This window comes from Kocuria palustris (assembly GCF_016907795.1).
Classification (GTDB): Bacteria; Actinomycetota; Actinomycetes; order Actinomycetales; family Micrococcaceae; genus Kocuria; species Kocuria palustris.
Map to the genome: position 1 here is coordinate 2,655,480 of NZ_JAFBCR010000001.1, position 19,941 is coordinate 2,675,420.

At 72.3% G+C, this 19,941-nt stretch carries 16 protein-coding genes; 13 read left to right on the forward strand and 3 right to left on the reverse strand.

All coding sequences use genetic code 11. From position 1 onward, the window contains the following. Positions 1 to 177 precede the first annotated feature (177 nt). Both JOE55_RS11875 and JOE55_RS11880 read left to right on the forward strand, forming a co-directional pair. The gene (locus tag JOE55_RS11875) at positions 178 to 1,935 is read left to right on the forward strand and encodes a dynamin family protein (RefSeq protein WP_204783017.1); all 1,758 of its coding nucleotides are present in this window, start codon (positions 178 to 180) and stop codon (positions 1,933 to 1,935) included. Next, positions 1,932 to 3,620, forward strand: coding sequence for a GTPase (locus tag JOE55_RS11880; protein WP_204783018.1), 1,689 nt, complete (start codon positions 1,932 to 1,934; stop codon positions 3,618 to 3,620). The genes JOE55_RS11875 and JOE55_RS11880 overlap by 4 nt, the downstream gene beginning before the upstream one ends. Before the next feature lie 33 nt (positions 3,621 to 3,653). Here JOE55_RS11880 and JOE55_RS11885 read toward each other — a convergent pair whose 3' ends face one another. Beyond that, on the reverse strand, positions 3,654 to 4,427 hold the full coding sequence (locus JOE55_RS11885) for an IclR family transcriptional regulator (RefSeq protein WP_024290745.1): 774 nt from the start codon (positions 4,425 to 4,427) through the stop codon (positions 3,654 to 3,656). Positions 4,428 to 4,588: 161 nt separating this feature from the next. On the opposite strand from JOE55_RS11885, the gene leuC reads away from it, so the two are divergent. From leuC to JOE55_RS11915, 6 genes are all read left to right on the forward strand, one after another. Beyond that, positions 4,589 to 6,025 (forward strand): 3-isopropylmalate dehydratase large subunit, encoded by a 1,437-nt coding sequence (leuC, locus tag JOE55_RS11890; protein ID WP_204783019.1) that lies wholly within the window; start codon positions 4,589 to 4,591, stop codon positions 6,023 to 6,025. Between the two features lie 74 nt (positions 6,026 to 6,099). Beyond that, the gene (leuD, locus tag JOE55_RS11895; RefSeq protein WP_006215048.1) at positions 6,100 to 6,699 is read left to right on the forward strand and encodes a 3-isopropylmalate dehydratase small subunit; all 600 of its coding nucleotides are present in this window, start codon (positions 6,100 to 6,102) and stop codon (positions 6,697 to 6,699) included. 157 nt (positions 6,700 to 6,856) lie between these two features. Next, a complete protein-coding gene (gene murA / locus JOE55_RS11900; protein ID WP_204783020.1) occupies positions 6,857 to 8,176 on the forward strand; it encodes a UDP-N-acetylglucosamine 1-carboxyvinyltransferase in 1,320 nt (439 codons plus the stop codon). A gap of 26 nt (positions 8,177 to 8,202) precedes the next feature. Next, a complete protein-coding gene (locus tag JOE55_RS11905; RefSeq protein WP_204783021.1) occupies positions 8,203 to 8,991 on the forward strand; it encodes a lysophospholipid acyltransferase family protein in 789 nt (262 codons plus the stop codon). After that, a complete protein-coding gene (locus tag JOE55_RS11910) occupies positions 8,988 to 10,139 on the forward strand; it encodes an NAD(P)H-dependent glycerol-3-phosphate dehydrogenase (protein ID WP_239546647.1) in 1,152 nt (383 codons plus the stop codon). Before JOE55_RS11905 ends, JOE55_RS11910 begins: the two co-directional genes overlap by 4 nt. After that, positions 10,136 to 11,308: a D-alanine--D-alanine ligase family protein gene (locus tag JOE55_RS11915; protein ID WP_204783022.1), complete on the forward strand. Its 1,173-nt coding sequence runs from the start codon at positions 10,136 to 10,138 to the stop codon at positions 11,306 to 11,308. Before JOE55_RS11910 ends, JOE55_RS11915 begins: the two co-directional genes overlap by 4 nt. Positions 11,309 to 11,315: 7 nt before the next feature. Here JOE55_RS11915 and JOE55_RS11920 read toward each other — a convergent pair whose 3' ends face one another. Beyond that, a complete protein-coding gene (locus JOE55_RS11920; RefSeq protein WP_006215053.1) occupies positions 11,316 to 11,810 on the reverse strand; it encodes a DUF3515 family protein in 495 nt (164 codons plus the stop codon). 154 nt (positions 11,811 to 11,964) lie between these two features. Between JOE55_RS11920 and thiL the strand changes: the two genes are divergently transcribed. The 5 genes from thiL to JOE55_RS11945 all read left to right on the forward strand — a co-directional run bounded on the left by thiL (position 11,965) and on the right by JOE55_RS11945 (position 18,666). Next, positions 11,965 to 13,230 (forward strand): thiamine-phosphate kinase, encoded by a 1,266-nt coding sequence (gene thiL / locus JOE55_RS11925; protein WP_239546650.1) that lies wholly within the window; start codon positions 11,965 to 11,967, stop codon positions 13,228 to 13,230. Continuing rightward, the gene (locus JOE55_RS11930) at positions 13,166 to 14,233 is read left to right on the forward strand and encodes a DAK2 domain-containing protein (RefSeq protein WP_204783024.1); all 1,068 of its coding nucleotides are present in this window, start codon (positions 13,166 to 13,168) and stop codon (positions 14,231 to 14,233) included. The genes thiL and JOE55_RS11930 overlap by 65 nt, the downstream gene beginning before the upstream one ends. Further along, positions 14,233 to 16,533, forward strand: a complete 2,301-nt coding sequence (locus JOE55_RS11935) for an ATP-dependent DNA helicase RecG (protein WP_239546652.1) — start codon at positions 14,233 to 14,235, stop codon at positions 16,531 to 16,533. The genes JOE55_RS11930 and JOE55_RS11935 overlap by 1 nt, the downstream gene beginning before the upstream one ends. A 7-nt stretch (positions 16,534 to 16,540) precedes the next feature. Further along, positions 16,541 to 17,110 carry a 16S rRNA (guanine(966)-N(2))-methyltransferase RsmD gene (rsmD, locus tag JOE55_RS11940; protein ID WP_006215057.1) on the forward strand — a complete coding sequence of 190 codons (570 nt, stop codon included), beginning with the start codon at positions 16,541 to 16,543 and terminating at the stop codon, positions 17,108 to 17,110. 203 nt (positions 17,111 to 17,313) lie between these two features. Beyond that, positions 17,314 to 18,666, forward strand: coding sequence for a UDP-glucose dehydrogenase family protein (locus JOE55_RS11945; RefSeq protein WP_204783025.1), 1,353 nt, complete (start codon positions 17,314 to 17,316; stop codon positions 18,664 to 18,666). Between the two features lie 3 nt (positions 18,667 to 18,669). Here JOE55_RS11945 and JOE55_RS11950 read toward each other — a convergent pair whose 3' ends face one another. After that, positions 18,670 to 19,929, reverse strand: coding sequence for an aminotransferase class I/II-fold pyridoxal phosphate-dependent enzyme (locus JOE55_RS11950; protein WP_204783026.1), 1,260 nt, complete (start codon positions 19,927 to 19,929; stop codon positions 18,670 to 18,672). Positions 19,930 to 19,941 lie beyond the last annotated feature (12 nt).

Consider the following 19,941-nt stretch of genomic DNA (forward strand, 5'->3'; position numbering starts at 1 on the left):
GGCCGCTGACGCCGCTGCGGGCTCCTGAACCCGTGCACTGCGGGTTCGTGGCAGATGCGCATCCGATCAGCGCTGATGGGGTGCGCATATGTCACCAATCGGCGGCCGGCCTGCGCCGGGCGGCTTCGGCGCGGGGCTGAAGCGCTGCCGGGGGAGGGTGCGGCATGATGGTCCACCGTGAGCACCGCCCCAGATCCTTCCGCGAACGGCCGCACCCCCGCCGAGGCCGTCGACGAGCTGCGCACGGTCCTGTCCCAGGTCAGCCTGCCCTTGGACACTCCGGACGCGCGGCCCGGACGCGACGCCGCCCGACGCAGCCTCGACCAGATCGACGACTACGTCCTGCCCCGCGTGCGCCACCTCGACGCCCCGCTGCTGGCGGTCGTGGGCGGCTCGACCGGGGCAGGGAAGTCGACCGTGGTCAATGCCCTGATCGGCCGCCCCGTCACCCGGGCGGGCGTGGTGCGCCCGACGACCCGCCAGCCCATGCTGATCCACCACCCCGACGACGCCGCGGCCTTCGAGGGCACCCGTGTGCTGCCGCACCTGGCTCGCGTACGAGGCTGGCTGGCGCGCACGGAGGACTCCGGCGGGGAGCTCGGTGCGCCCGAGACCGCAGCAGCGGGGACGAGTCTCGTGCTGCTCGCCGACGAGGGCGCGGATCGCGGCATCGCCCTGCTGGACGCCCCGGACATCGACTCGGTCTCTGAAGCGAACCGGAAGCTGGCCGGGCAGCTGCTGGCAGCCGCCGACCTCTGGCTGTTCACCACGACCGCCAACCGCTACGCCGACGCAGCCGCCTGGGACCTGCTCATCGAGGCCGGCCGCCGCCAGATCACCGTCGCCGTGATCCTGGACCGCGTGCCGACAGGGGCGGCCGAGGAGATCGAGCCGGACCTGCGGCGCATGCTCACGGAGAAGGGCCTGGGGGAGGCGCCGATCTTCGTGATCCCCGAGTCCCCGCTCAACGCCGCCCAGATGCTGCCGGTCGCGGCCGTGGATCCGCTGCGCATGTGGCTCAGCGACCTGGCCGCCGACGCCCAGGCCCGCTCCGAGGTCGCCCGTCGGACGCTCGGAGGTGCGCTCGAGCAGCTGGCTGAGCGCACCGACGACGTCGCCGACGCGGTGGCCGCGCAGAAGGAGGTCGCCGACCAGCTTCGCTCGGACGTCGAGGAGGCCTACCGCCGGGCCCTGGAGGCGATCGACGACGCCACGCGCGACGGCTCCCTGCTGCGCGATGAGGTGCTCTCGCGCTGGCAGGACTACGTGGGCACCGGCGAGTTCTTCCGCTCGCTGGAGGCCAGGATCGGGCGCTGGCGCGATCGAGCCGGAGCGGCACTGCGCGGCAGGCCTGCGCCGGAGGTCCAGGTCGAGCAGGCCCTGGAGACCGGGCTGCAGGCCGTGATCATCGAGGAGCTGGCCAAGGCCGGCGAGCAGTCCCAGCGCCGGTGGCGCGCGGACGCCGCCGGGCGCGGGCTGCTCGGCGGAGATGACCTGGGGCGACTGCCCGACGACGTCCCCGAGCGCTCCGCCGAGGTGATCCGGGCCTGGCAGGGCGAGATCATGGCGATGATCCAGAGCGAGGGCGCGGGCAAGCGCACACAGGCTCGGCTGATGTCGATCGGGCTGAACATCGTCACGGTCGGGCTGATGGTGGTCGTGTTCTCCATGTCGGCGGGGCTGACGGGAGCGGAGGTCGGCATCGCCGGAGCCTCCGGAGTGGTGGGCACCAAGCTGCTGGAGGCGGTGTTCGGCGAGGACGCCGTGCGCCGGATGGCCCAGCAGGCACGTGAGGACCTGGAGCGCAGGATGGAGGAGTTCGTGGAGCAGCTCGAGCAGCCGTGGAGGCAGCGCCTGGAGGCGGTCGCCGATCCGGAGCCCGCGCGGCTGAAGGAGGCGGCTGCTGCCGTCCGCGCGGCGGGGGAGGCGCTGTGAGGCTCCCGGGGCGGCGCACCCGCCGCGATCCGCACGCCGATCTGGATCAGCGTCTGAGCGCCCTGCGCGAGGCCGTCGACCTGGGCCGCGGGCGCCTGGACGAGGAGGCGCTGCAGCTCGGCGAGGACGCCCTGGCTCGGGCGGCAGGACGGCGCGCTCTGTCTGCCGAGCACACCGTGGTGGGCTTCTTCGGAGCCACGGGCTCGGGGAAGTCGTCGCTGCTGAACACCCTGCTGGGCCGTCAGGTGGCTCGAGCCGCGGTCCAGCGGCCCACGACCTCCGAGCCGATGGCCGTGCTGGGCGGGCTGTCGGGAGCCGATCCGCTGCTGGACTGGCTGGAGGTCCGCGACCGGCGCGTCCTCGAGGAGCTGGCGGCCGAGCCGTGGTCCCAGGGACCGGCGGGGCTGTGGACGCCCGTGCCCGAGGGGCTGATCCTGCTCGATCTGCCGGACGTGGACTCCGTGGCCCGCGAGCACCGGGAGATCGCCTCGCGTCTTGCGGGAATGGTCGACGTCGTCGTGTGGGTCGTGGACCCCCAGAAGTACGCGGATGCGGTGCTGCACGACCACTTCATCGCTCCGCTGTCGCGCCACGCCTCGTCCACCCTGGTGGTGCTCAACCAGGCCGACCGCCTCCCGACCGGAGAGGTGCCGCGCGTGCTGGAGTCGCTGCGCGAGGTCCTGGCCCAGGACGGGCTGCGCATGGACGGCCGCGCCGCGCCGATCGCAGCCTCGGCGGCCCGGGGCACGGGCATCGGGCAGCTGCGGGAGGCGATCGCCGAGGTCGTCGAGGCCAAGGCCGCCTCCTCGGAGCGCCTGTCCGGGGATGTCGAATCCGCCGCCGAGGCGCTCGAGGCCTCCCACGGCGCGGGACGGCCCGACGGCGTCACTCCGTTCGCCCGCGAGTCCCTCGTGGACGGCCTGGCGACCGCGGCGCAGGCCGACGGGATCGCCGCTGCGGCCTCCCGCAGCTATGTCCTGCACGCCTCACGGCGCACCGGATGGATGCCGGTGCGGTGGCTCGGAGCCTTCCGCAAGGATCCGCTCAAGCGCCTGCACCTGCAGGGGGCTGAGCAGGGTTCCGCAGAGGGGACCGATCCGTCGCTGCACCGCAGCTCTCTGCCTCCCCTGGGCGCCGCCCAGCGCGCCGCAGGGGACACCGCGGTGCGCCGCTTCGCGCAGGAGGCCGCCCATGGCGCGTCACCTGCCTGGGAGCGCTCGATCCGCGAGGCGGCCCGATCGCACGACGAGCAGCTGCCCGACGCCCTGGACCAGGCTCTCGCCCGCACGGACCTGCGCCGCGGCGCGCGGTCCTGGTGGTGGGTTCCCATGGGCATCGTGCAGTGGCTGCTGCTGCTCATGGCCGTGGCGGGTCTGCTCTGGCTCACCGGGCTGTTCGCCCTGGACTACCTGCAGATCCCGGTGCCGGGCGCACCCGAGGTCCGGGACACCGGCATCCCGGTGCCCACGCTGCTGGTGGTCACCGGCCTGGTGGCCGGGCTGGTCTTCGGGGTGCTCTCGGCCGCCCTGGCGCGGCTGTCGGCCTCCCGACGACGGGCGCGCGTACGGCGCAGGCTGCGCGAGCAGATCGCCGACGCGGCCCAGACCCATGTGATCGATCCGGTCGAGGCGGAGCTGTCCCGGCAGGAGCGCCTCACCGAGGCCCTGGTGCGCACCAGGGGCTGAGGGCCCAGCGCCGGCAGCCCGCGGACCGTCGGCTCAGAGTCCCGGGCGGATGGCCTGGGTGAGCTGACGCGCCGCCGCCACGACCGTCTCGGCGTGCAGCCGTCCGGGCTGGCGGGTCAGGCGCTCGATCGGTCCCGAGATCGACGCGGCGGCGATGACGCGCCCGGACGGTCCGCGCACCGGAGCGGAGACCGAGGCGATGCCCGCCTCGCGCTCGCCGATGGACTGGGACCAGCCGCGGCGTCGGACTCCGGAGAGCATGGTGGCCGTGAAGCGGGCGCCCTGCAGGCCCTCGAGCAGGCGGCTGTGATCCTCCCAGGCGGTGAGCACCTGGGCCGCCGAGCCCGCCTTCATGGACAGCTGGGTGCCGACCGGGATGGTGTCGCGCAGGCCGATCGGGCGCTCCGAGGAGGCCACGCAGACGCGCCATTCTCCCTGGCGCCTGAAGATCTGCGCGGACTCGCCGGTGGCATCGCGCAGCTGCACGAGCGTGGGGCCTGCCGCGGCGATCAGGCGGTCCTCGCCGGCGGCCGAGGAGAGCTCGACCAGGCGCGGGCCCAGCACGAACCTGCCCTGGATGTCCTTGCCGAGCAGCCGGTGATGCGCCAGGGCGGAGGCCAGCCGGTGGACGGTGGGCCGCGAGTAGCCGGTGGCCGAGACCAGCTGGGCCAGTGAGGCGGGGCCGGCCTCGAGGGCATCGAGGATCCCGGAGGCCTTGTCGATCACCCCGACTCCGCTGGGGGAGAAGGAGGTCTCCGCCTCGGCGGAGGTGCTGCGGAGGGGGTCGGAGGCCCGCGGAGTGTCCATGTTGCGATACTACGTCTCAGGATGCGAGATGTCTTCCCATCATGTGGCGGAATCCGCGCGGCGGGCTGATCCTGTGTGCATGACTCCGGCGGCCGCATGGCCGCCCTCTTCCGCCTCGCCCCGATCGGGCGGGCGCGGAGCTCTTCAGCGGAAGGACCACCATGTCGACTGAGACCCAGTCAGCGCCTCTCACCCTGGCCGAGAAGGTCTGGCAGCAGCACCTCGTGCGCCGCGGCGAGGACGGGCAGCCGGACCTGCTCTACATCGACCTCCACCTGATCCACGAGGTCACCTCGCCGCAGGCCTTCGAGGGCCTGCGCCTGGCGGATCGGCCGCTGCGGCGCGTGGACCTCACCATCGGCACCGAGGACCACAACACGCCCACCGAGGACATCTTCTCGACGATCGCCGATCAGACCTCCCGCAAGCAGATCGAGGCCCTGCGCTCGAACACCGAGGAGTTCGGCGTCCGACTGCACCCTCTGGGCGATGACGAGCAGGGCATCGTCCATGTGGTGGGCCCCCAGCTGGGGCTGACCATGCCGGGCATGACCGTCGTGTGCGGCGACTCCCACACCTCCACCCACGGGGCCTTCGGCTCGCTGGCCATGGGCATCGGCACCTCCGAGGTCGAGCACGTCATGGCCACGCAGACCCTGCCGCTGGCACCGTTCAAGACGATGTCCATCCGGATCGACGGCCACCTGCGCCCGGGGGTCTCCTCCAAGGACATCATCCTGGCGGTCATCGCCGAGATCGGCACCGGCGGCGGACAGGGCTATGTCCTGGAGTACCGCGGCACCGCCATCGAGGAGCTGTCGATGGAGGCCCGCATGACGATCTGCAACATGTCGATCGAGGCGGGCGCGCGCGCCGGGATGATCGCCCCGGACGAGACCACGTTCGACTACGTCAAGGGCCGCCCGCACGCCCCCGAGGGCGAGCTGTGGGACCAGGCGGTCGAGCACTGGCGCAGCCTGCGCACGGATGACGACGCCGTCTTCGACGTCGAGGTCGTGATCGATGCCGACACCCTCGAGCCGTTCGTGACCTGGGGGACCAACCCGGGCCAGGGCGTCTCGCTGTCGGGGGAGGTCCCGGATCCCGAGGACTTCACCGACGACAGCGCCAAGGCCGCGGCGCAGCGCGCCCTGACCTACATGGACCTCACTCCCGGCACCCCGCTCAAGGAGGTTCCCGTGGATGTGGTCTTCCTGGGCTCGTGCACGAACTCGCGCATCGAGGACCTGCGCCTGGCGGCCGAGGTCGTCAGGGGCCGCACCAAGGCCCCGAACGTCGACATGATGGTCGTCCCCGGCTCCCAGAAGGTCCGGCTGCAGGCCCAGGAGGAGGGCCTCGATCAGATCTTCAAGGACTTCGGCGCGGACTGGCGCTTCGCCGGCTGCTCCATGTGCCTGGGAATGAACCCGGACCAGCTGGCCCCGGGGCAGCGCTGCGCCTCCACCTCGAACCGCAACTTCGAGGGTCGACAGGGCAAGGGCGGTCGCACGCATCTGGTCTCGCCCGTCGTCGCCGCCGCCACGGCCGTGCGCGGCACGCTCTCGGCCCCGTCCGACCTCGAGCCCGTCTCGGTCTGATCGGGCCCAGCGCCCGCCTCGCACACGTCCAGCACCCGCCCGGGCCGAGCCCGGCAGCACTCCAGGAGGACCCCGTGGAGAAGTTCAGCACCCACACCGGCATCGCAGCGCCGCTGCGCCAGTCGAATGTCGACACCGACCAGATCATCCCCGCCGTCTACCTCAAGCGGATCACCAAGACGGGCTTCGAGGACGCCCTGTTCGCCCAGTGGCGCACCCAGGACGACTTCGTGCTCAACCAGGACGCCTACCGCGACGCGAGCATCCTGGTGGCCGGTCCGGACTTCGGCACCGGCTCCTCGCGCGAGCACGCCGTGTGGGCGCTGCGCGACTACGGCTTCAAGGTCGTGATCTCGCCGCGCTTCGCCGATATCTTCCGCGGCAACTCGGGAAAGCAGGGGCTGCTGGCGGCCCAGGTCGAGCAGTCGGACGTGGAGCTGCTGTGGAAGCAGATCGAGGCCGAGCCGGAGGTCCCCACCACGGTGGATCTCACAGCGCGCACCGTCTCGGTGGGCAGCGTCACCGTGCCGTTCCAGATCGACGACTACACCGCATGGCGGCTGTCCGAGGGGCTCGACGACATCGGCCTGACCCTGCAGCACGAGGATCGGATCCGCGAATTCGAGGCCCAGCGCCCGGCCTGGCTGCCCACGACCCTCCCCGCTCGGACCTGAGGCCCTCGAGGAGGCGGATCGTGACCTGGGCGGATGAACCGCCCATGAGGGCAGTGCGAACACGCGGGGCCGTCCTCTCGTAAGATGGTCCCTCGAAGCAGCGCGATCGCTGCGCGCATCGAGCAATTGCCGTGGGCTCACGGCAGATCGGGAGACCATGTCCAGCGCACTGACCATCACGGGCGGGGTTCCGCTCCAGGGCACGATCAAGGTCCGGGGAGCCAAGAACCTCGTACCCAAAGCCATGGTGGCCGCGCTGCTGGGCGCCACCCCCTCGACGCTGCGCAACGTCCCGCACATCAAGGACGTCCAGGTCGTCACCGATCTGCTGTCCCTGCACGGAGTGGCGGTCGACAACGACGGCCAGGGCAAGCTGCACCTCGACCCGTCGAACGTGGTCCGGGCCCAGCACGCGGACATCGATGCCCACGCCGGCGACTCCCGCATCCCGATCCTGCTGTGCGGCCCGCTGCTGCACACCCTGGGCGAGGCCTTCATCCCCGACCTGGGCGGCTGCAAGATCGGCGATCGCCCCATCAACTACCACCTCGATGTCCTGCGCCACTTCGGCGCCAAGGTCGAGAAGCTCGACTCCGGCATCCGCATGTCCGCCCCCAACGGGCTGCACGGCGCCAAGGTCGAGCTGCCGTACCCGTCGGTGGGGGCCACCGAGCAGGTGCTGCTCTCCGCCACGCGCGCTCGCGGGCGCACCGAGCTGCGCGGTGCCGCGACCGAGCCCGAGATCATGGACCTGATCGCGATCCTGCAGAAGATGGGCGCGATCATCACGGTGCAGACCGATCGCGTGATCCACATCGAGGGCGTCGAATCGCTGTCCGGCTACAACCACAGCGCCATGTCCGATCGCATCGAGGCGGCCTCCTGGGGCTCGGCCGCACTGGCCACCGGCGGAGACATCTTCGTCGAGGGCGCCACGCAGGCGGACATGATGACGTTCCTCAACACCTTCCGGAAGGTCGGCGGCGATCTCGACATCCGCGAGGACGGCATCCGCTTCTCCCATCCGGGAGCGGCGCTCAAGCCGATCGTCGTGGAGACGGATGTCCACCCCGGCTTCATGACCGACTGGCAGCAGCCGCTCGTCGTGGCGCTGACGCAGGCCGAGGGCGTGTCGATCGTGCACGAGACCGTCTACGAGAACCGCTTCGGCTTCACCCACGCGCTGCAGCGCATGGGAGCCAACATCCAGCTGCACCGCGACTGCCTGGGCTCCACGCCCTGCCGCTTCGGCCAGTCCAACTACGTGCACTCCGCGATCATCTCCGGACGCACCGAGCTGCGGGCCCAGGACATCCACGTCCCGGACCTGCGCGGCGGCTTCTCGCACCTGATCGCGGCCCTGTCCGCCGAGGGCGTCTCCCATGTGACCGGCGTCGAGCTGATCGAGCGCGGCTACGAGCACTTCACCACGAAGCTCGAGGCCCTGGGCGCCACGTTCGACGTCGCGAACAGCTGATCCGCTCGAACCGCAGGGAGCTGCACATGGCCCGCACCCGCCGCTCCGGTCGACGCAGCGAGCTCAATCTCGAGCTGCAGATTCTCCAGCGGCTCGTGCGGCTGCCCTACGGGCTGCTGGCCCGGCGCCGCGTCGAGCATCTGGAGCGGATCCCGTCCGACGGCCCGTGCCTGATCGTGGCCAACCACGTCACCGAGATCGACCCGATCACGGTGGGGCTCAGCGTCGTCGATGCCGGGCGCACGCCCCGGTTCCTGGCCAAGGAGTCGCTGTTCCGCATCCCCGTGCTCGGCTTCCTGCTGCATCGGATCGGGCAGGTGCCCGTGCACCGGGGCACTCGCGACACCGCCCAGGCCCTCAGCGACGCCCAGGACCACCTGGCTCGCGGCGGGGTCGTCGTGATCTATCCGGAGGGCACGCTGACCCGGGATCCGCTGCGCTGGCCCATGCACGCCTACCCCGGTGCGGCGCGGCTGGCTCTGGGCCTCGACGTCCCCGTGATCCCGATCGCCCACTGGGGAGACCAGCAGATCCTGGGCCGCGGCAGCCGGTGGCGGGTGCACGTGAGCCTCCGTCCCCGGCGGCCGGTGCGGGTGCGCGTGGGCGAGCCCGTGGACCTGAGCCGCTTCCGCAGCACGCGTGCGCCCGGGCAGACTGGGCGCACGGATGCCGAGAGGGTCGCGGCCGTGCCGCGCGCCGCGGCCGCTGAGGCCACCGAGGCCATCCTGGACGCGATCGCCGCTGAGCTGTCCGTCCTGCGCGACGAACCCGTTCCGCCCACCCGATGGGACCGACGCCTCAGGGGACGACGATGACGCAGCATTCCGAGCAGCTGACCCGCGACGGCGACGCCGCGCAGGATCTGGGCGCTCCCGAGCCGAGGTGGAGCCCGCGCCGGGCCGCCGTGCTGGGCGCCGGATCCTGGGGAACGACCTTCGCCAAGATCCTCACTGACGCCGGGCTCAGCGGCGAGGGCCCGGCCCCCGAGGTCGTGCTGTGGGGCCGGGACGCAGAGGCGATGTCCCGCATCGCCCGCACCCGAGTCAACGAGCGCTACGTCCCCGGCACGCACCTGCCCGATCCGCTGCAGGTCACCGCGGACCTGGCCCAGGCCTTGGAGGGGGCGGACCTGGTCGTGCTGGCTGTTCCCGCTCAGGCCCTGCGCGCGCAGATGGCTGCCGTGGCGCAGCACCTCGAGCACGAGGCCGTGCTGGTCTCGCTGGCCAAGGGCCTCGAGCGGGGCACGGGGCTGCGCATGAGCGAGGTCGCGGCCGAGGTCCTGGCCGAGCAGCGCCCGGAGGGCCACCCGCTGGGCGGGCGCGACCGCGAGGGCTGGAGCCGGCGGCTGTGCATCGTCTCGGGCCCGAATCTGGCCATGGAGATCGCCGACGAGCAGCCCACCGCCTCGGTGGTGGCGGCAGCCGATCCGCAGCTGGCCGCCGATGTGGCCCGCGCCGTGGCCGCGCCCTACTTCCGCCCGTACACGAACACCGATGCCGTGGGCACGGAGATCGCCGGACTGACCAAGAACGTGATCGCTTTGTCCGTGGGCATCTGCGACGGCCGCCACTACGGCGACAACTCCAAGGCCTCCGTGATCACCCGCGGGCTGGCGGAGTCCACCCGGCTGGCCCTGGCGCTCGGGGCTCGCAGCGAGACCATGGCTGGGCTGGCCGGGATCGGCGATCTGGTGGCCACCTGCTCATCGCCGCTGTCGCGCAACCGGACGGCCGGGCGCCTGCTGGGACAGGGCCGCACGCTCGAGCAGATCGACCGCGAGATGACGCAGACCGCCGAGGGCCTGAAGTCCGCGCCTGCTGTGCTGCAGCTCGCGCGGGCGCACGGGGTCGACATGCCGATCACCGAGGCCGTCGTGGCTATCCTGGACGGTCGCATCACCGTCGAACACCTCGCCCCGCTGCTGCTGGGCCGCGAACTGAAAGCGGAGGCAACCACCGCATGAGCACCATCGATCCCGCAGCCGCTGAACCGCAGACCGCAGCCCCGTCGTCCCGCCCCCGTGTGGCGATCCTGTTCGGCGGGCGCTCCTCCGAGCACAGCATCTCGCTGGTCACCGCCCGGGGCGTGCTCGGGGCGATCGACCGCGAGCACTGGGACGTGGTGACCGTGGGGATCGCGCGCACGGGCGAGTGGTTCCTCTTCTCGCAGGACGAGCTCGAGGCGCTGCTCGACGAGAACCCCATCACCGAGCTGCCGGTCGGCGAGCAGATGGTCTCGCTGCCCATGGGCTCCGGCGACACCGAGCTGCTGATCCGCGACATCTCCGGCGAGGGCCCGGCCCAGGAGCGCCGCGAGCACATCGACGTCGTGCTGCCGCTGCTGCACGGCCCCTACGGCGAGGACGGCACCCTTCAGGGGATGCTCGAGCTCGCCGACATGCGCTACGTCGGCTGCGGGGTGACGTCCTCGGCCGTGGGCATGGACAAGCACTTCATGAAGGTCGCCTTCGAGTCGGCCGGGCTGGAGGTCGGGCCGTACATCGTGGCCAAGGACCGGCGCTGGCGCAGCGAGCCGGAGGCGGTCCTGGACGAGATCGCTCAGCTGGCGGCGCCCGTCTTCGTGAAGCCCGCCCGAGCCGGATCGTCGTTCGGCATCACCCGGGTGGATGACCCGAGCGATCGTTCGGCTGTCACCGCCGCGGTGGAGGAGGCCCGGTCCTTCGACCGCAAGGTGGTCGTGGAGGCCGGGATCTCCGGGCGCGAGATCGAGTGCGCCGTGCTGCAGGGCCACGGGCAGGACGCTCCGCGCGTCTCGCTGCTCGGGGAGATCGTCGTGGTGGACGAGCATTCGTTCTACGACTTCGAGGCCAAGTACGTCGCGCAGGACTCCGCGCAGCTCAGCTGCCCGGCCGAGGTCCCGGAGGCGACCGCCGAGCGCATCCGCGCGGACGCCGCCCGGGCCTTCGAGGCCGTCGACGGCGAGGGGCTCTCGCGCGCCGACTTCTTCCTGGCCGACGACGGCCGCGCCCTCATCAACGAGGTCAACACCATGCCGGGATTCACCTCGATCTCCATGTACCCGCGGCTGTGGGAGGCCTCCGGCCTGCCCTACGACGCCCTGCTCGACGAGCTGCTGCGCCTGGCCCTCGAGCGGCCGGTCGGGCTGCGCTGAGCCCGGCTCAGGTCTGCGGGACCTCGTCCACGGAGAGGCACTCGGAGTCCTGCGGCACGGTCGAGACCGCGCTGCCCAGATCGACCAGAGCGGTCGAGGACGGCACGACCGTGGTGTCGAAGGTGATCTCGAAGGCGGGATCGCGCCCGTAGGTCGTGGCCTGCCACTGGTTGTCGGACTCGAGATCGCGGATCAGCCAGTCCACACCGTTCACGCGCGTGCACAGATCGGTCGTGGGCTCCGGGGGAGTCACCCCGCAGCGCACGACGGCCGCCGAGGGATCCCCGTAGGCCGTGGTGCCCTGGCTCGAGGTCTGGCGCTGGTCCTGCCCGCTGATCTGCTCCGGCATGGCGAGCATGGCGGGCGCGCACTCCGGATTCGCGGCGTCCTCGGCAGCCTCGACCTGCGCGGTGCTCGAGCCGCAGCCCGTGAGCAGGACCAGGCCGGCGGCCGTCAGAGCCGCAGCGCGGAGGGGGAGCAGGGGATTCGGACCGGAGCGCATGGCCCGGATCCTATCGCCCGGCTCCAGCGGGCCTCGAATCGCGCAGAACCGCCGCACGGGACCGCCGGCACGCACGCCCTCAGGGCGCAGCGAGCGGCTGTGCTGTCCGCCCAGGTGGCTAGCGTGAGCCCCGATGAACCGAGAGGCGGCGCAGATGACCAGGCAGGACAGCACGGGCGGCTCGACGCTGCGAGGCCAGGGGCCTGGGACTGCTCGCGCAGCGGCCGTGGACGGCTCGTCGGAGGCTTCCGCCGAGCCGTCCACGGCTGCGGAGGCTCTCGCCGGCCGCAGCGTGGGGGAGACCTCCGAATCGGAGCTGCTCTCCGCCTTCCTGCCGCTGCTGCAGGGCGAGGACTCGCCGTACCTGCAGCTGGGCCCTGGTGATGACTGCGCGGTGATCGCCGCCCCGGACGGGCGCTTCGTGATCACCACGGACACCCAGGTCGAGGGCCAGGACTTCCTCTCGGTGTGGCCCAGCGGCGCACGGACCGGCGGTGCGGACACCGGTGCCAAGGCAGCCGCGCAGAACCTGGCGGATGCCGCGGCCATGGGGGCGGCGCCGTCATCCATGGTCGTGTCCCTGACCCTCCCGGCGCAGACTCCGTGCCAGTGGGTCCTGGACTTCGCCCGCGGGCTGCGCGGCGGGATCCAGGCCTGCGGGGCACCGCAGCTGTCGGTGGCTGGAGGTGATCTGGGCGGGGGCGAGCAGATCTCCGTGACCGTGACGGTGACCGGGGATCTGCAGGGCCGCGAGCCCGTGCGCCGCTCGGGAGCCGCGCCGGGGCAGCGTCTTGTGCTGGCCGGGACAGTCGGGCGCGCGGCGGCCGGCTTGGCGCTGCTGCTCTCGAGCGACTACCGCCCCGGGGAGGATGCCGTCCTGGATGAGATCGCCGGCTGGCAGCTGCGGCCCGTGAGCCCCGTCCCGGCAGGCGCGCGGCTGGCGCAGGCAGGGGCCACCGCCATGATCGACGTCTCCGACGGCCTCGTGCGCGACGGCGGACGGATCGCCTCGGCCTCCGGTGTGCACCTGGAGCTGGATCCCCAGTCCCTGCAGGAGCTTGTCGAGCCCCTGCGGCCGGCGGCCGAGCTGCTGGGTGCAGACCCCCTGGAGTGGGTGCTCGCAGGCGGGGAGGACCACGGTCTGCTCGCCTGTCTCCCGGCGGATGCCCAGGTGCCCGAGGGAGTCCGTGCGATAGGCTCTGTGCGCCTTCCGGGAGCTCCCTCCGGCGGACCAGCAGCCGGTCCTCCCGGACGCGCGCAGCCCCAGGAGCCCGTCGGCGGCTGGGGCGTGAGCGTGGCGGGCGATGACGCGAACCAGCTGATCGGCGGGAGCCGCAGCGGAGGATGGGACCACTTTGAACGAGCGCAGCACAGCGAGCACGGAGGCCGTTCGGCGGTGGTTCGACCTCGCCGTCCGTGAGCTGCGCGCCAGCGCCGACATCCTGGACGCGATCAACGTCTTCCCGGTGGCCGACTCGGACACCGGCGCCAACCTCGTGACCACCGTCGGCACCGCCGCTCAGGCCGTTCAGGTGCTCGAGACCCCGGATGTCGGCGAGCTCATCTCGCTCGCCGGCCAGGCCGCGCTGGATGACGCCCGCGGCAACTCCGGTTCCCTGTTCGCCGTGTGGCTGTGCGCCGTGGGCGCCTCGCTCGAGGGCCGCGGCCTCACCGCAGACGCCTTCGCCCAGGCCCTGTCCTCGGGCGAGGTGCGCTCCTGGTCCGCCCTGACCGATCCCGTGCCGGGCACCATGCTCTCGGTGATCCGGGACATCGCCGCGGTGCAGGTCCCGGAGGCCGAGGAGCCCGGCTCCAAGCGCACGCTGCTGCACCACATGGAGCGCGTGGTCGCCGCGGCCCGGGAGGCCGTGCTCGGCTCCACCGAGGAGCTCGGGGCCCTGCAGGGCTCGGGGCGCGTGGACGCCGGCGCCCTGGGGATGCTCATCATCCTGGACGCCCTGCGCCGCACCGCCGCCGGCGAGGGATCCGGGCGGCCCGTGCTGTGGGCCGGCGCCCCGGAGGACAGCGCCGAGCCGACCGGTCAGGAGACCGGGGTGCAGGTCCAGCAGCTTCTCGATCGCATGCGGGAGGCCGCGGCGGCCTGCGCAGCGGAGGGGACGGACCTGCTGTCCGGCCCGGCCGAGACCGGTGTGGAGGTCGTGGCCACGGTCGAGCTCACCGCCCTGGAGGCCGCCTCCGTGCGCTTCGAGCTCACCGAGATCGGCCGCTCCGTGATCACCTCGCCGATCTCCCAGATCGAGGGAGAGCTGTGGCGCTGGCGGGTCCACGTCCACGTGGATGATCGGCAGGCCGCCCTGGATGTCCTGTGCGCCCACGGCACGCCGCGCAATGTGGCCGTCACCGGGCTGGACCCGGAGGGCTCGGGGCGTCAGAGCCGCGTCAACCCCTCGGATCTGGACTGATGAGCCCCCGGAAGGGGAGCCGGGGCTCGGCATCCGGACCGGAGGCCCCAGCGTCGTCCGTGGACCGCGGGGATCTGGACCGCTCGCTGGCCGAGGTCCTCGGGGCCAGCTCGGCGAAGGCCTTCGAGAAGCACCTGGGCATCGTCTCGATCGGGCAGCTGCTCGAGCACTTCCCGCGCCGGCTGGTGCCCCGCGGGGAGCTGACGTCCTTCAGCGAGCTGCGCCTGGATGAGCACGCCACGCTCGTGGCCGAGGTGCTGCGCGTGTCCACCCGGCGGATGCGCTCGCGCAGCGGCTCGATCACCGAGGTCGTGATCACCGATCGCTCCTCGGACTCCGGGCCGGATCTGCTCGCGGAGTCCACCGGGGCCACCATGACGCTGAGCTTCTTCAACGCCTGGACCGCCTCGCGCGACCTCACCAGCGGGACCCACGCGCTGTTCTCGGGCAAGGTCTCGCAGTATCGCGGCGAGCTGACGATGGCCAACCCGCACTATGCGCCGCTGGATCCCGACGACGACGTCGATGCCGCCGACGCGTTGGACAGCGCTGGTCGCCCCGTGCCGGTGTACCCGGCCGTCGCCAAGCTCACAAGCGATCGGATCGCTCAGGCCGTGCAGCTGTGCCTGGCCGCCGTGGACTGGTCCACCGTCCCGGATCCGCTGCCGCTCGAGGTCGCCCGGGAGCACCGATACTCGGATCTGGCCAGCGCCTATCAGGCCATGCACCGTCCGGCGGATGAGCAGGAGTGGCACCGCGCCAAGGCCCGCTTCCGCCACACCGAGGCGCTCGTGCTCCAGGCTGCGCTGCTGCGTCGGCGCCAGGCGGTCGCCCAGCGCCGCGCTCCGGAGCTCACCGGCGCGGAGGGCGTGCTGCAGGAGGGCTTCGCACGACGGCTGGGCTTCGAGCTGACCGCCTCGCAGCAGGAGGTCGGGCAGCAGATCGCCGCGGATCTGGGGCAGGTCCACCCCATGAACCGGCTGCTGCAGGGCGATGTGGGCTCCGGCAAGACCGTCGTGGCGCTGCGGGCCATGCTGCAGGCTGTGGACTCCGGGGCGCAGGCCGCACTGCTCGCGCCCACCGAGGTCCTGGCCGCCCAGCACCACGCCTCGATCGTGCGCGCACTGGGGCCGCTGGGTGCGGCCGGGACGCTGGAGGGCGATCCGCAGGGAACCCGTGTGGTGCTGCTGACCGGCTCCATGCCCGCCGCCGCGCGCAAGCAGGCGCTGCTCGAGATCGTCACCGGCGAGGCCGGGATCGTGATCGGCACCCACGCGCTGCTCTCGGAGACGGTGCAGTTCCTGCGCCTGGGCCTGGTGGTGGTCGATGAGCAGCATCGTTTCGGCGTGCAGCAGCGCGACCGCCTGCGCGAGACCGGCGCCGACGAGGTCCCGCACCTTCTCGTCATGACGGCCACGCCCATCCCGCGCACCGTGGCCATGACGGTCTTCGGCGACCTCGACGTCTCGGTGCTCGAAGGGCTGCCCGCGGGACGCCAGCCGATCGACACGCACGTGGTCGGGCTGCTCGAGCACCCGGCCTGGGAGCGGCGGATCATGGCCCGGGCCGCAGAGGAGATCGCCGCAGGACGGCAGGTCTACATGGTCGCGCCCAAGATCGGGGCGGACGACGAGGTCCCGCCGTTCTCCCTGGCCGGCTCGGCCGCCGATGAGAAGGCCGCCGAGGCCATGGTCTCGACCACCTGGCTCGAGCTGCTCGTGCAGCGGGCGCCCGAGCTGGAGCAGGCGAGGGTCGCGGTGCTGCACGGGCGCCTGGACGCCGCGCAGAAGACCGAGACCATGGAGGCCTTCGCCGCCGGGGAGATCGATCTGCTGATCTGCACCACCGTGGTCGAGGTCGGCGTCGACGTCCCCAATGCCACGCTCATGGTGATCGTGGACGCCGATCGCTTCGGCATCTCCCAGCTGCACCAGCTGCGCGGGCGGATCGGTCGCGGGGCGCACCGCTCCACCTGCCTGCTGGTCACCCGCCGCGATCCCGAGCATCCCTCGCGGGAGCGGATCGCGGCCGTGGCGGCCACGACCGACGGCTTCGAGCTCGCCCAGGCCGATCTGGCTCAGCGCCGCGAGGGCGACATCCTGGGCGATGCCCAGTCCGGCGGGCGCTCCACCCTGCGGCTGCTGCGCGCCGTCGATGACGCCGGCGTCATCGAGCGCGCCCGCCGCGAGGCCCAGGCCGTGCTGACGGCCGATCCCGGGCTCGAGCAGCACCCGCAGCTGCTCGCGGCCATCCGCGCCGCGCTCGACGAGGACACCGAGAAGTACCTGGAGAGGGGCTGATCCGCTCGTGACCCGCATCATCGCCGGAGCGGCCGGCGGCACCCGACTGGCCTCCGTGCCCGGCACCGGTACCCGGCCCACGACCGATCGTGTCAAGGAGTCGCTGTTCTCCCGCCTGGACGCCTGGGGCATGCTCGACGACGCCCGCGTCCTGGACCTCTTCGCCGGCTCCGGGGCCCTGGGCTGCGAGTGCGCCAGCCGCGGCGCGCGCGAGGTCGTGCTCGTGGAGAAGCATCCGCGGGCCGTCTCGGTGTGCAGGGTCAATGCCGAGACGGTCAATCGTGCCCTCGGCTCGCAGCGGGTGCGCTGCGAGCGCGGCTCCGTGCACGGATACGCCTCGGCCCACGAGGGTCCCTGGGATCTCGTGCTCGCAGATCCGCCCTACCCGCTGGGGGAGGCCGAGCTGAGCGAGGTGCTGTCCCTGCTGAGCGGCAAGCTCGGCCCCGGCGGCGTCGTGGTGATCGAGCGATCCTCGCGCAGCCCGGAGCCCGCCTGGCCCCAGGGCCTGCGTCGGCTCGAGAGCAGCAGGCACGGCGAGACCATGCTCTGGTTCGCCGAGGCCGACGACCCCTCCTGACTCGCTCGTCGCCCGAGCGGATCCGGGGTGCGGGCGGGGACGTCGACGCCGGCATCATCTGAAGTTCACCTGGCACGCCGCGGCCCCCCGCTCCGGGGAGGAAGCGGATAGCTAGTCTGCTGGTATGGGTTGCCGTCCGTGCGGCCCGCACTGCGGAACGGCGTGCGTTGGGCACGCACACGAGACCGAGGAGCACGCACCGGATGCGCATCACTGTTCTGGGGACCGGATACCTGGGCGCCACGCACGCGGCGTCGCTGGCGGAGATGGGCTACGAGGTGCTGGGGGTGGACATCGACCCGGCCAAGCTCGAGTCGCTGTCGGCCGGCGTCCTGCCCTTCCACGAGCCGGAGCTGCCGCAGCTGCTGCGCAAGCACGTCGAGTCCGGGCGCCTGCGCTTCACCTCCGACTACGAGGAGGCCGGGGCCTTCGGGGACGTGCACTTCATCGGGGTGGGCACCCCGCAGCGCCCCGGAGCATTCGCCGCGGACATGAGCTTCGTGGATTCCGCCGTGGAGCAGATCTCCCGGCACCTGACCCGCGATGCCGTGATCGCAGGCAAGTCCACCGTCCCGGTGGGCACCGCCCGGAGGCTGCGCGAGCTGGCGCGCGAGAACGCTCCGGAGGGGATCGAGGTGGACCTGGTGTGGAACCCCGAGTTCCTGCGCGAGGGCCACTCGGTCGAGGACACGCTGCACCCCGATCGCATGGTCATCGGCCTGCCCGGCCACGGCAGCGCGGATCCGCAGGAGCGCGAGCAGGCCCAGCGCCTGGAGTCGCTCATGCGCGAGGTCTACGCCCCGCAGCTGGCGGAGGGCATCCCGCTGATCGTCACCGACTACGAGACCTCGGAGCTCGTGAAGGTCGCGGCGAACTCGTTCCTGGCCACCAAGATCAGCTTCATCAACTCGCTGTCCGAGCTCACCGAGGCCGTGGGCGGAGACATCCGCACGCTGGCCGATGCGATCGGGATGGACGAGCGGATCGGGCGCAAGTTCCTCAACGCCGGTGTGGGCTTCGGCGGCGGATGCCTCCCCAAGGACATCCGCGCCCTGCGCGCCCGGGCCTCCGAGCTCGGGCTGGATCAGTCCGTGCGCTTCCTGGCCGAGGTCGACGACATCAACACCCGACGCCGCGAGCACACGGTCGGGGTCATCACCGACATGCTCGACGGCTCCGTCATGGGCCGGGAGATCGCCGTGCTCGGCGCCGCCTTCAAGCCCGAGTCCGACGACGTCCGCGACTCGCCGGCCCTGGACATCGCCGCGCGCCTGCACTCGATCGGCGCCGACGTCCACGTCTACGACCCCAAGGCCAATGAGAACGCCGCCAAGCGCTACCCGCGTGTGGACTACGCGAGCTCGCTGATCCAGGCGGTGGCCCGTGCCGAGGTGGTCGTGCTGCTCACCGAGTGGGATGAGTTCCGGCGGATGACGCCGCAGGACCTGGCTCCGCTGGTGCGGCGCCGCCAGATCCTCGACGGGCGCAACGTGCTCGATCCGCAGCAGTGGATCGATGCGGACTGGACCTACCGCGCGCTGGGGCGCAAGGGCTGAGCCTCAGCGCAGGGCTGCGGCCAGCCGGTCCATGCCCTCCTGGAGCGTGGACTCCCGCTTGCATGCGGCCACTCGCATCCAACCCGCGTAGAGCTCCTGGTTCTCCGGGGCTGCGAAGGCCGACAGTGGCAGCAGGGCGAGCCCGGCCCGCTCGATCAGCGCGCGCGACATCTCAGCCGACGTCGTGGCGCCGTAGCGGTCGAACAGCGGCGAGAAGTCGGCCACCACGTAGTAGGAACCGGACGGCTGGGCGACCTGCAGCCCCAGATCCCGCAGCGCCTGCCCGACCAGTGCGCTGCGCTGCGCCTGCTCGGCGGCCAGCGTCTGTCCCCAGGTCTGCAGGTCGCGCAGGCCTGCCGCCACGGCCTTCTGCAGGGGAGCGGCCGCGGAGTGGCTCAGGTAGGTCTTCACGGCGCTGACCCCGCTCATCAGATCGGCCGGCCCGCTCACCCAGCCGATCCGCCAGCCCGTGACCTGCAGGGACTTGGAGGCCGAGGACACCACGAGCGTGCGCTCGCGGACCTGCTGGGCCAGCGGCTCCTCGAGCAGGGACGAGCGGGCGCCGGCGGCCAGGCTCACGTGATCGCCGTCGTAGCGCAGGTGCTCGTAGACCTCGTCGGTGAGGATCACGGCGTCGTGTTCGAGCGCCAGGCGTCCGATCTCGGCGGCGGTCTGCGGGCTGAGCACCGTGCCGGTGGGGTTGTGGGGGTCGTTGACGAGCACGACGGCGGTGCGCTCGCTGAAGGCCGCGCGCAGCTCGTCGGGATCCACCGTGAAGTGCGGGGGCCGCAGCGCCACGGGGCGCAGGACGCCCCCGGCGAAGGCCACGATCGCGGCGTACAGGTCGTAGTGCGGCTCGAGCACCACCACCTCGTCGCCCGGGCGCAGGATCGACAGCAGCGAGGCGGCCAGGGCCTCAGCGGCGCCGGCCGTGACGACCACCTGGGTATGGGGGTCGAGCTCGCGGGACTGCGTGGCGAGCTGCTGGGCCGCGATCGCCTCGCGCAGTTCGGGCAGCCCGCGCTCGGGCGAGTACTGGTTGAGCCCCGAGCGCAGGGCCTCCGCCGCGGCCTCGATCATGGCGGTGGGGCCGTCGGCGTCCGGGAAGCCCTGACCCAGGTTCACGGCGCCGTGGGCGCGGGCCAGGACGGAGGTCTCGTCGAAGATCGTGGAGCGCAGCGCCCCGGAGTCCTGCATGAGACCCGCACCGCGTGCCAGGTCGTGCCAGGGGAGGTCGGGGGAGTCGGTCTGCGGAAGGCTCATGGGCTCGAGTCT

Coding starts and splice junctions, on each gene's coding strand:
- JOE55_RS11885 (WP_024290745.1), bottom strand. CDS start 4,427: ATGGACACTCCGCGGGCCTCCGACCCCCTCCGCAGCACCTCCGCCGAG.
- leuC (WP_204783019.1), top strand. CDS start 4,589: ATGTCGACTGAGACCCAGTCAGCGCCTCTCACCCTGGCCGAGAAGGTC.
- murA (WP_204783020.1), top strand. CDS start 6,857: ATGTCCAGCGCACTGACCATCACGGGCGGGGTTCCGCTCCAGGGCACG.
- JOE55_RS11905 (WP_204783021.1), top strand. CDS start 8,203: ATGGCCCGCACCCGCCGCTCCGGTCGACGCAGCGAGCTCAATCTCGAG.
- JOE55_RS11910 (WP_239546647.1), top strand. CDS start 8,988: ATGACGCAGCATTCCGAGCAGCTGACCCGCGACGGCGACGCCGCGCAG.
- JOE55_RS11915 (WP_204783022.1), top strand. CDS start 10,136: ATGAGCACCATCGATCCCGCAGCCGCTGAACCGCAGACCGCAGCCCCG.
- JOE55_RS11920 (WP_006215053.1), bottom strand. CDS start 11,810: ATGCGCTCCGGTCCGAATCCCCTGCTCCCCCTCCGCGCTGCGGCTCTG.
- thiL (WP_239546650.1), top strand. CDS start 11,965: ATGACCAGGCAGGACAGCACGGGCGGCTCGACGCTGCGAGGCCAGGGG.
- JOE55_RS11935 (WP_239546652.1), top strand. CDS start 14,233: ATGAGCCCCCGGAAGGGGAGCCGGGGCTCGGCATCCGGACCGGAGGCC.
- JOE55_RS11945 (WP_204783025.1), top strand. CDS start 17,314: ATGCGCATCACTGTTCTGGGGACCGGATACCTGGGCGCCACGCACGCG.
- JOE55_RS11950 (WP_204783026.1), bottom strand. CDS start 19,929: ATGAGCCTTCCGCAGACCGACTCCCCCGACCTCCCCTGGCACGACCTG.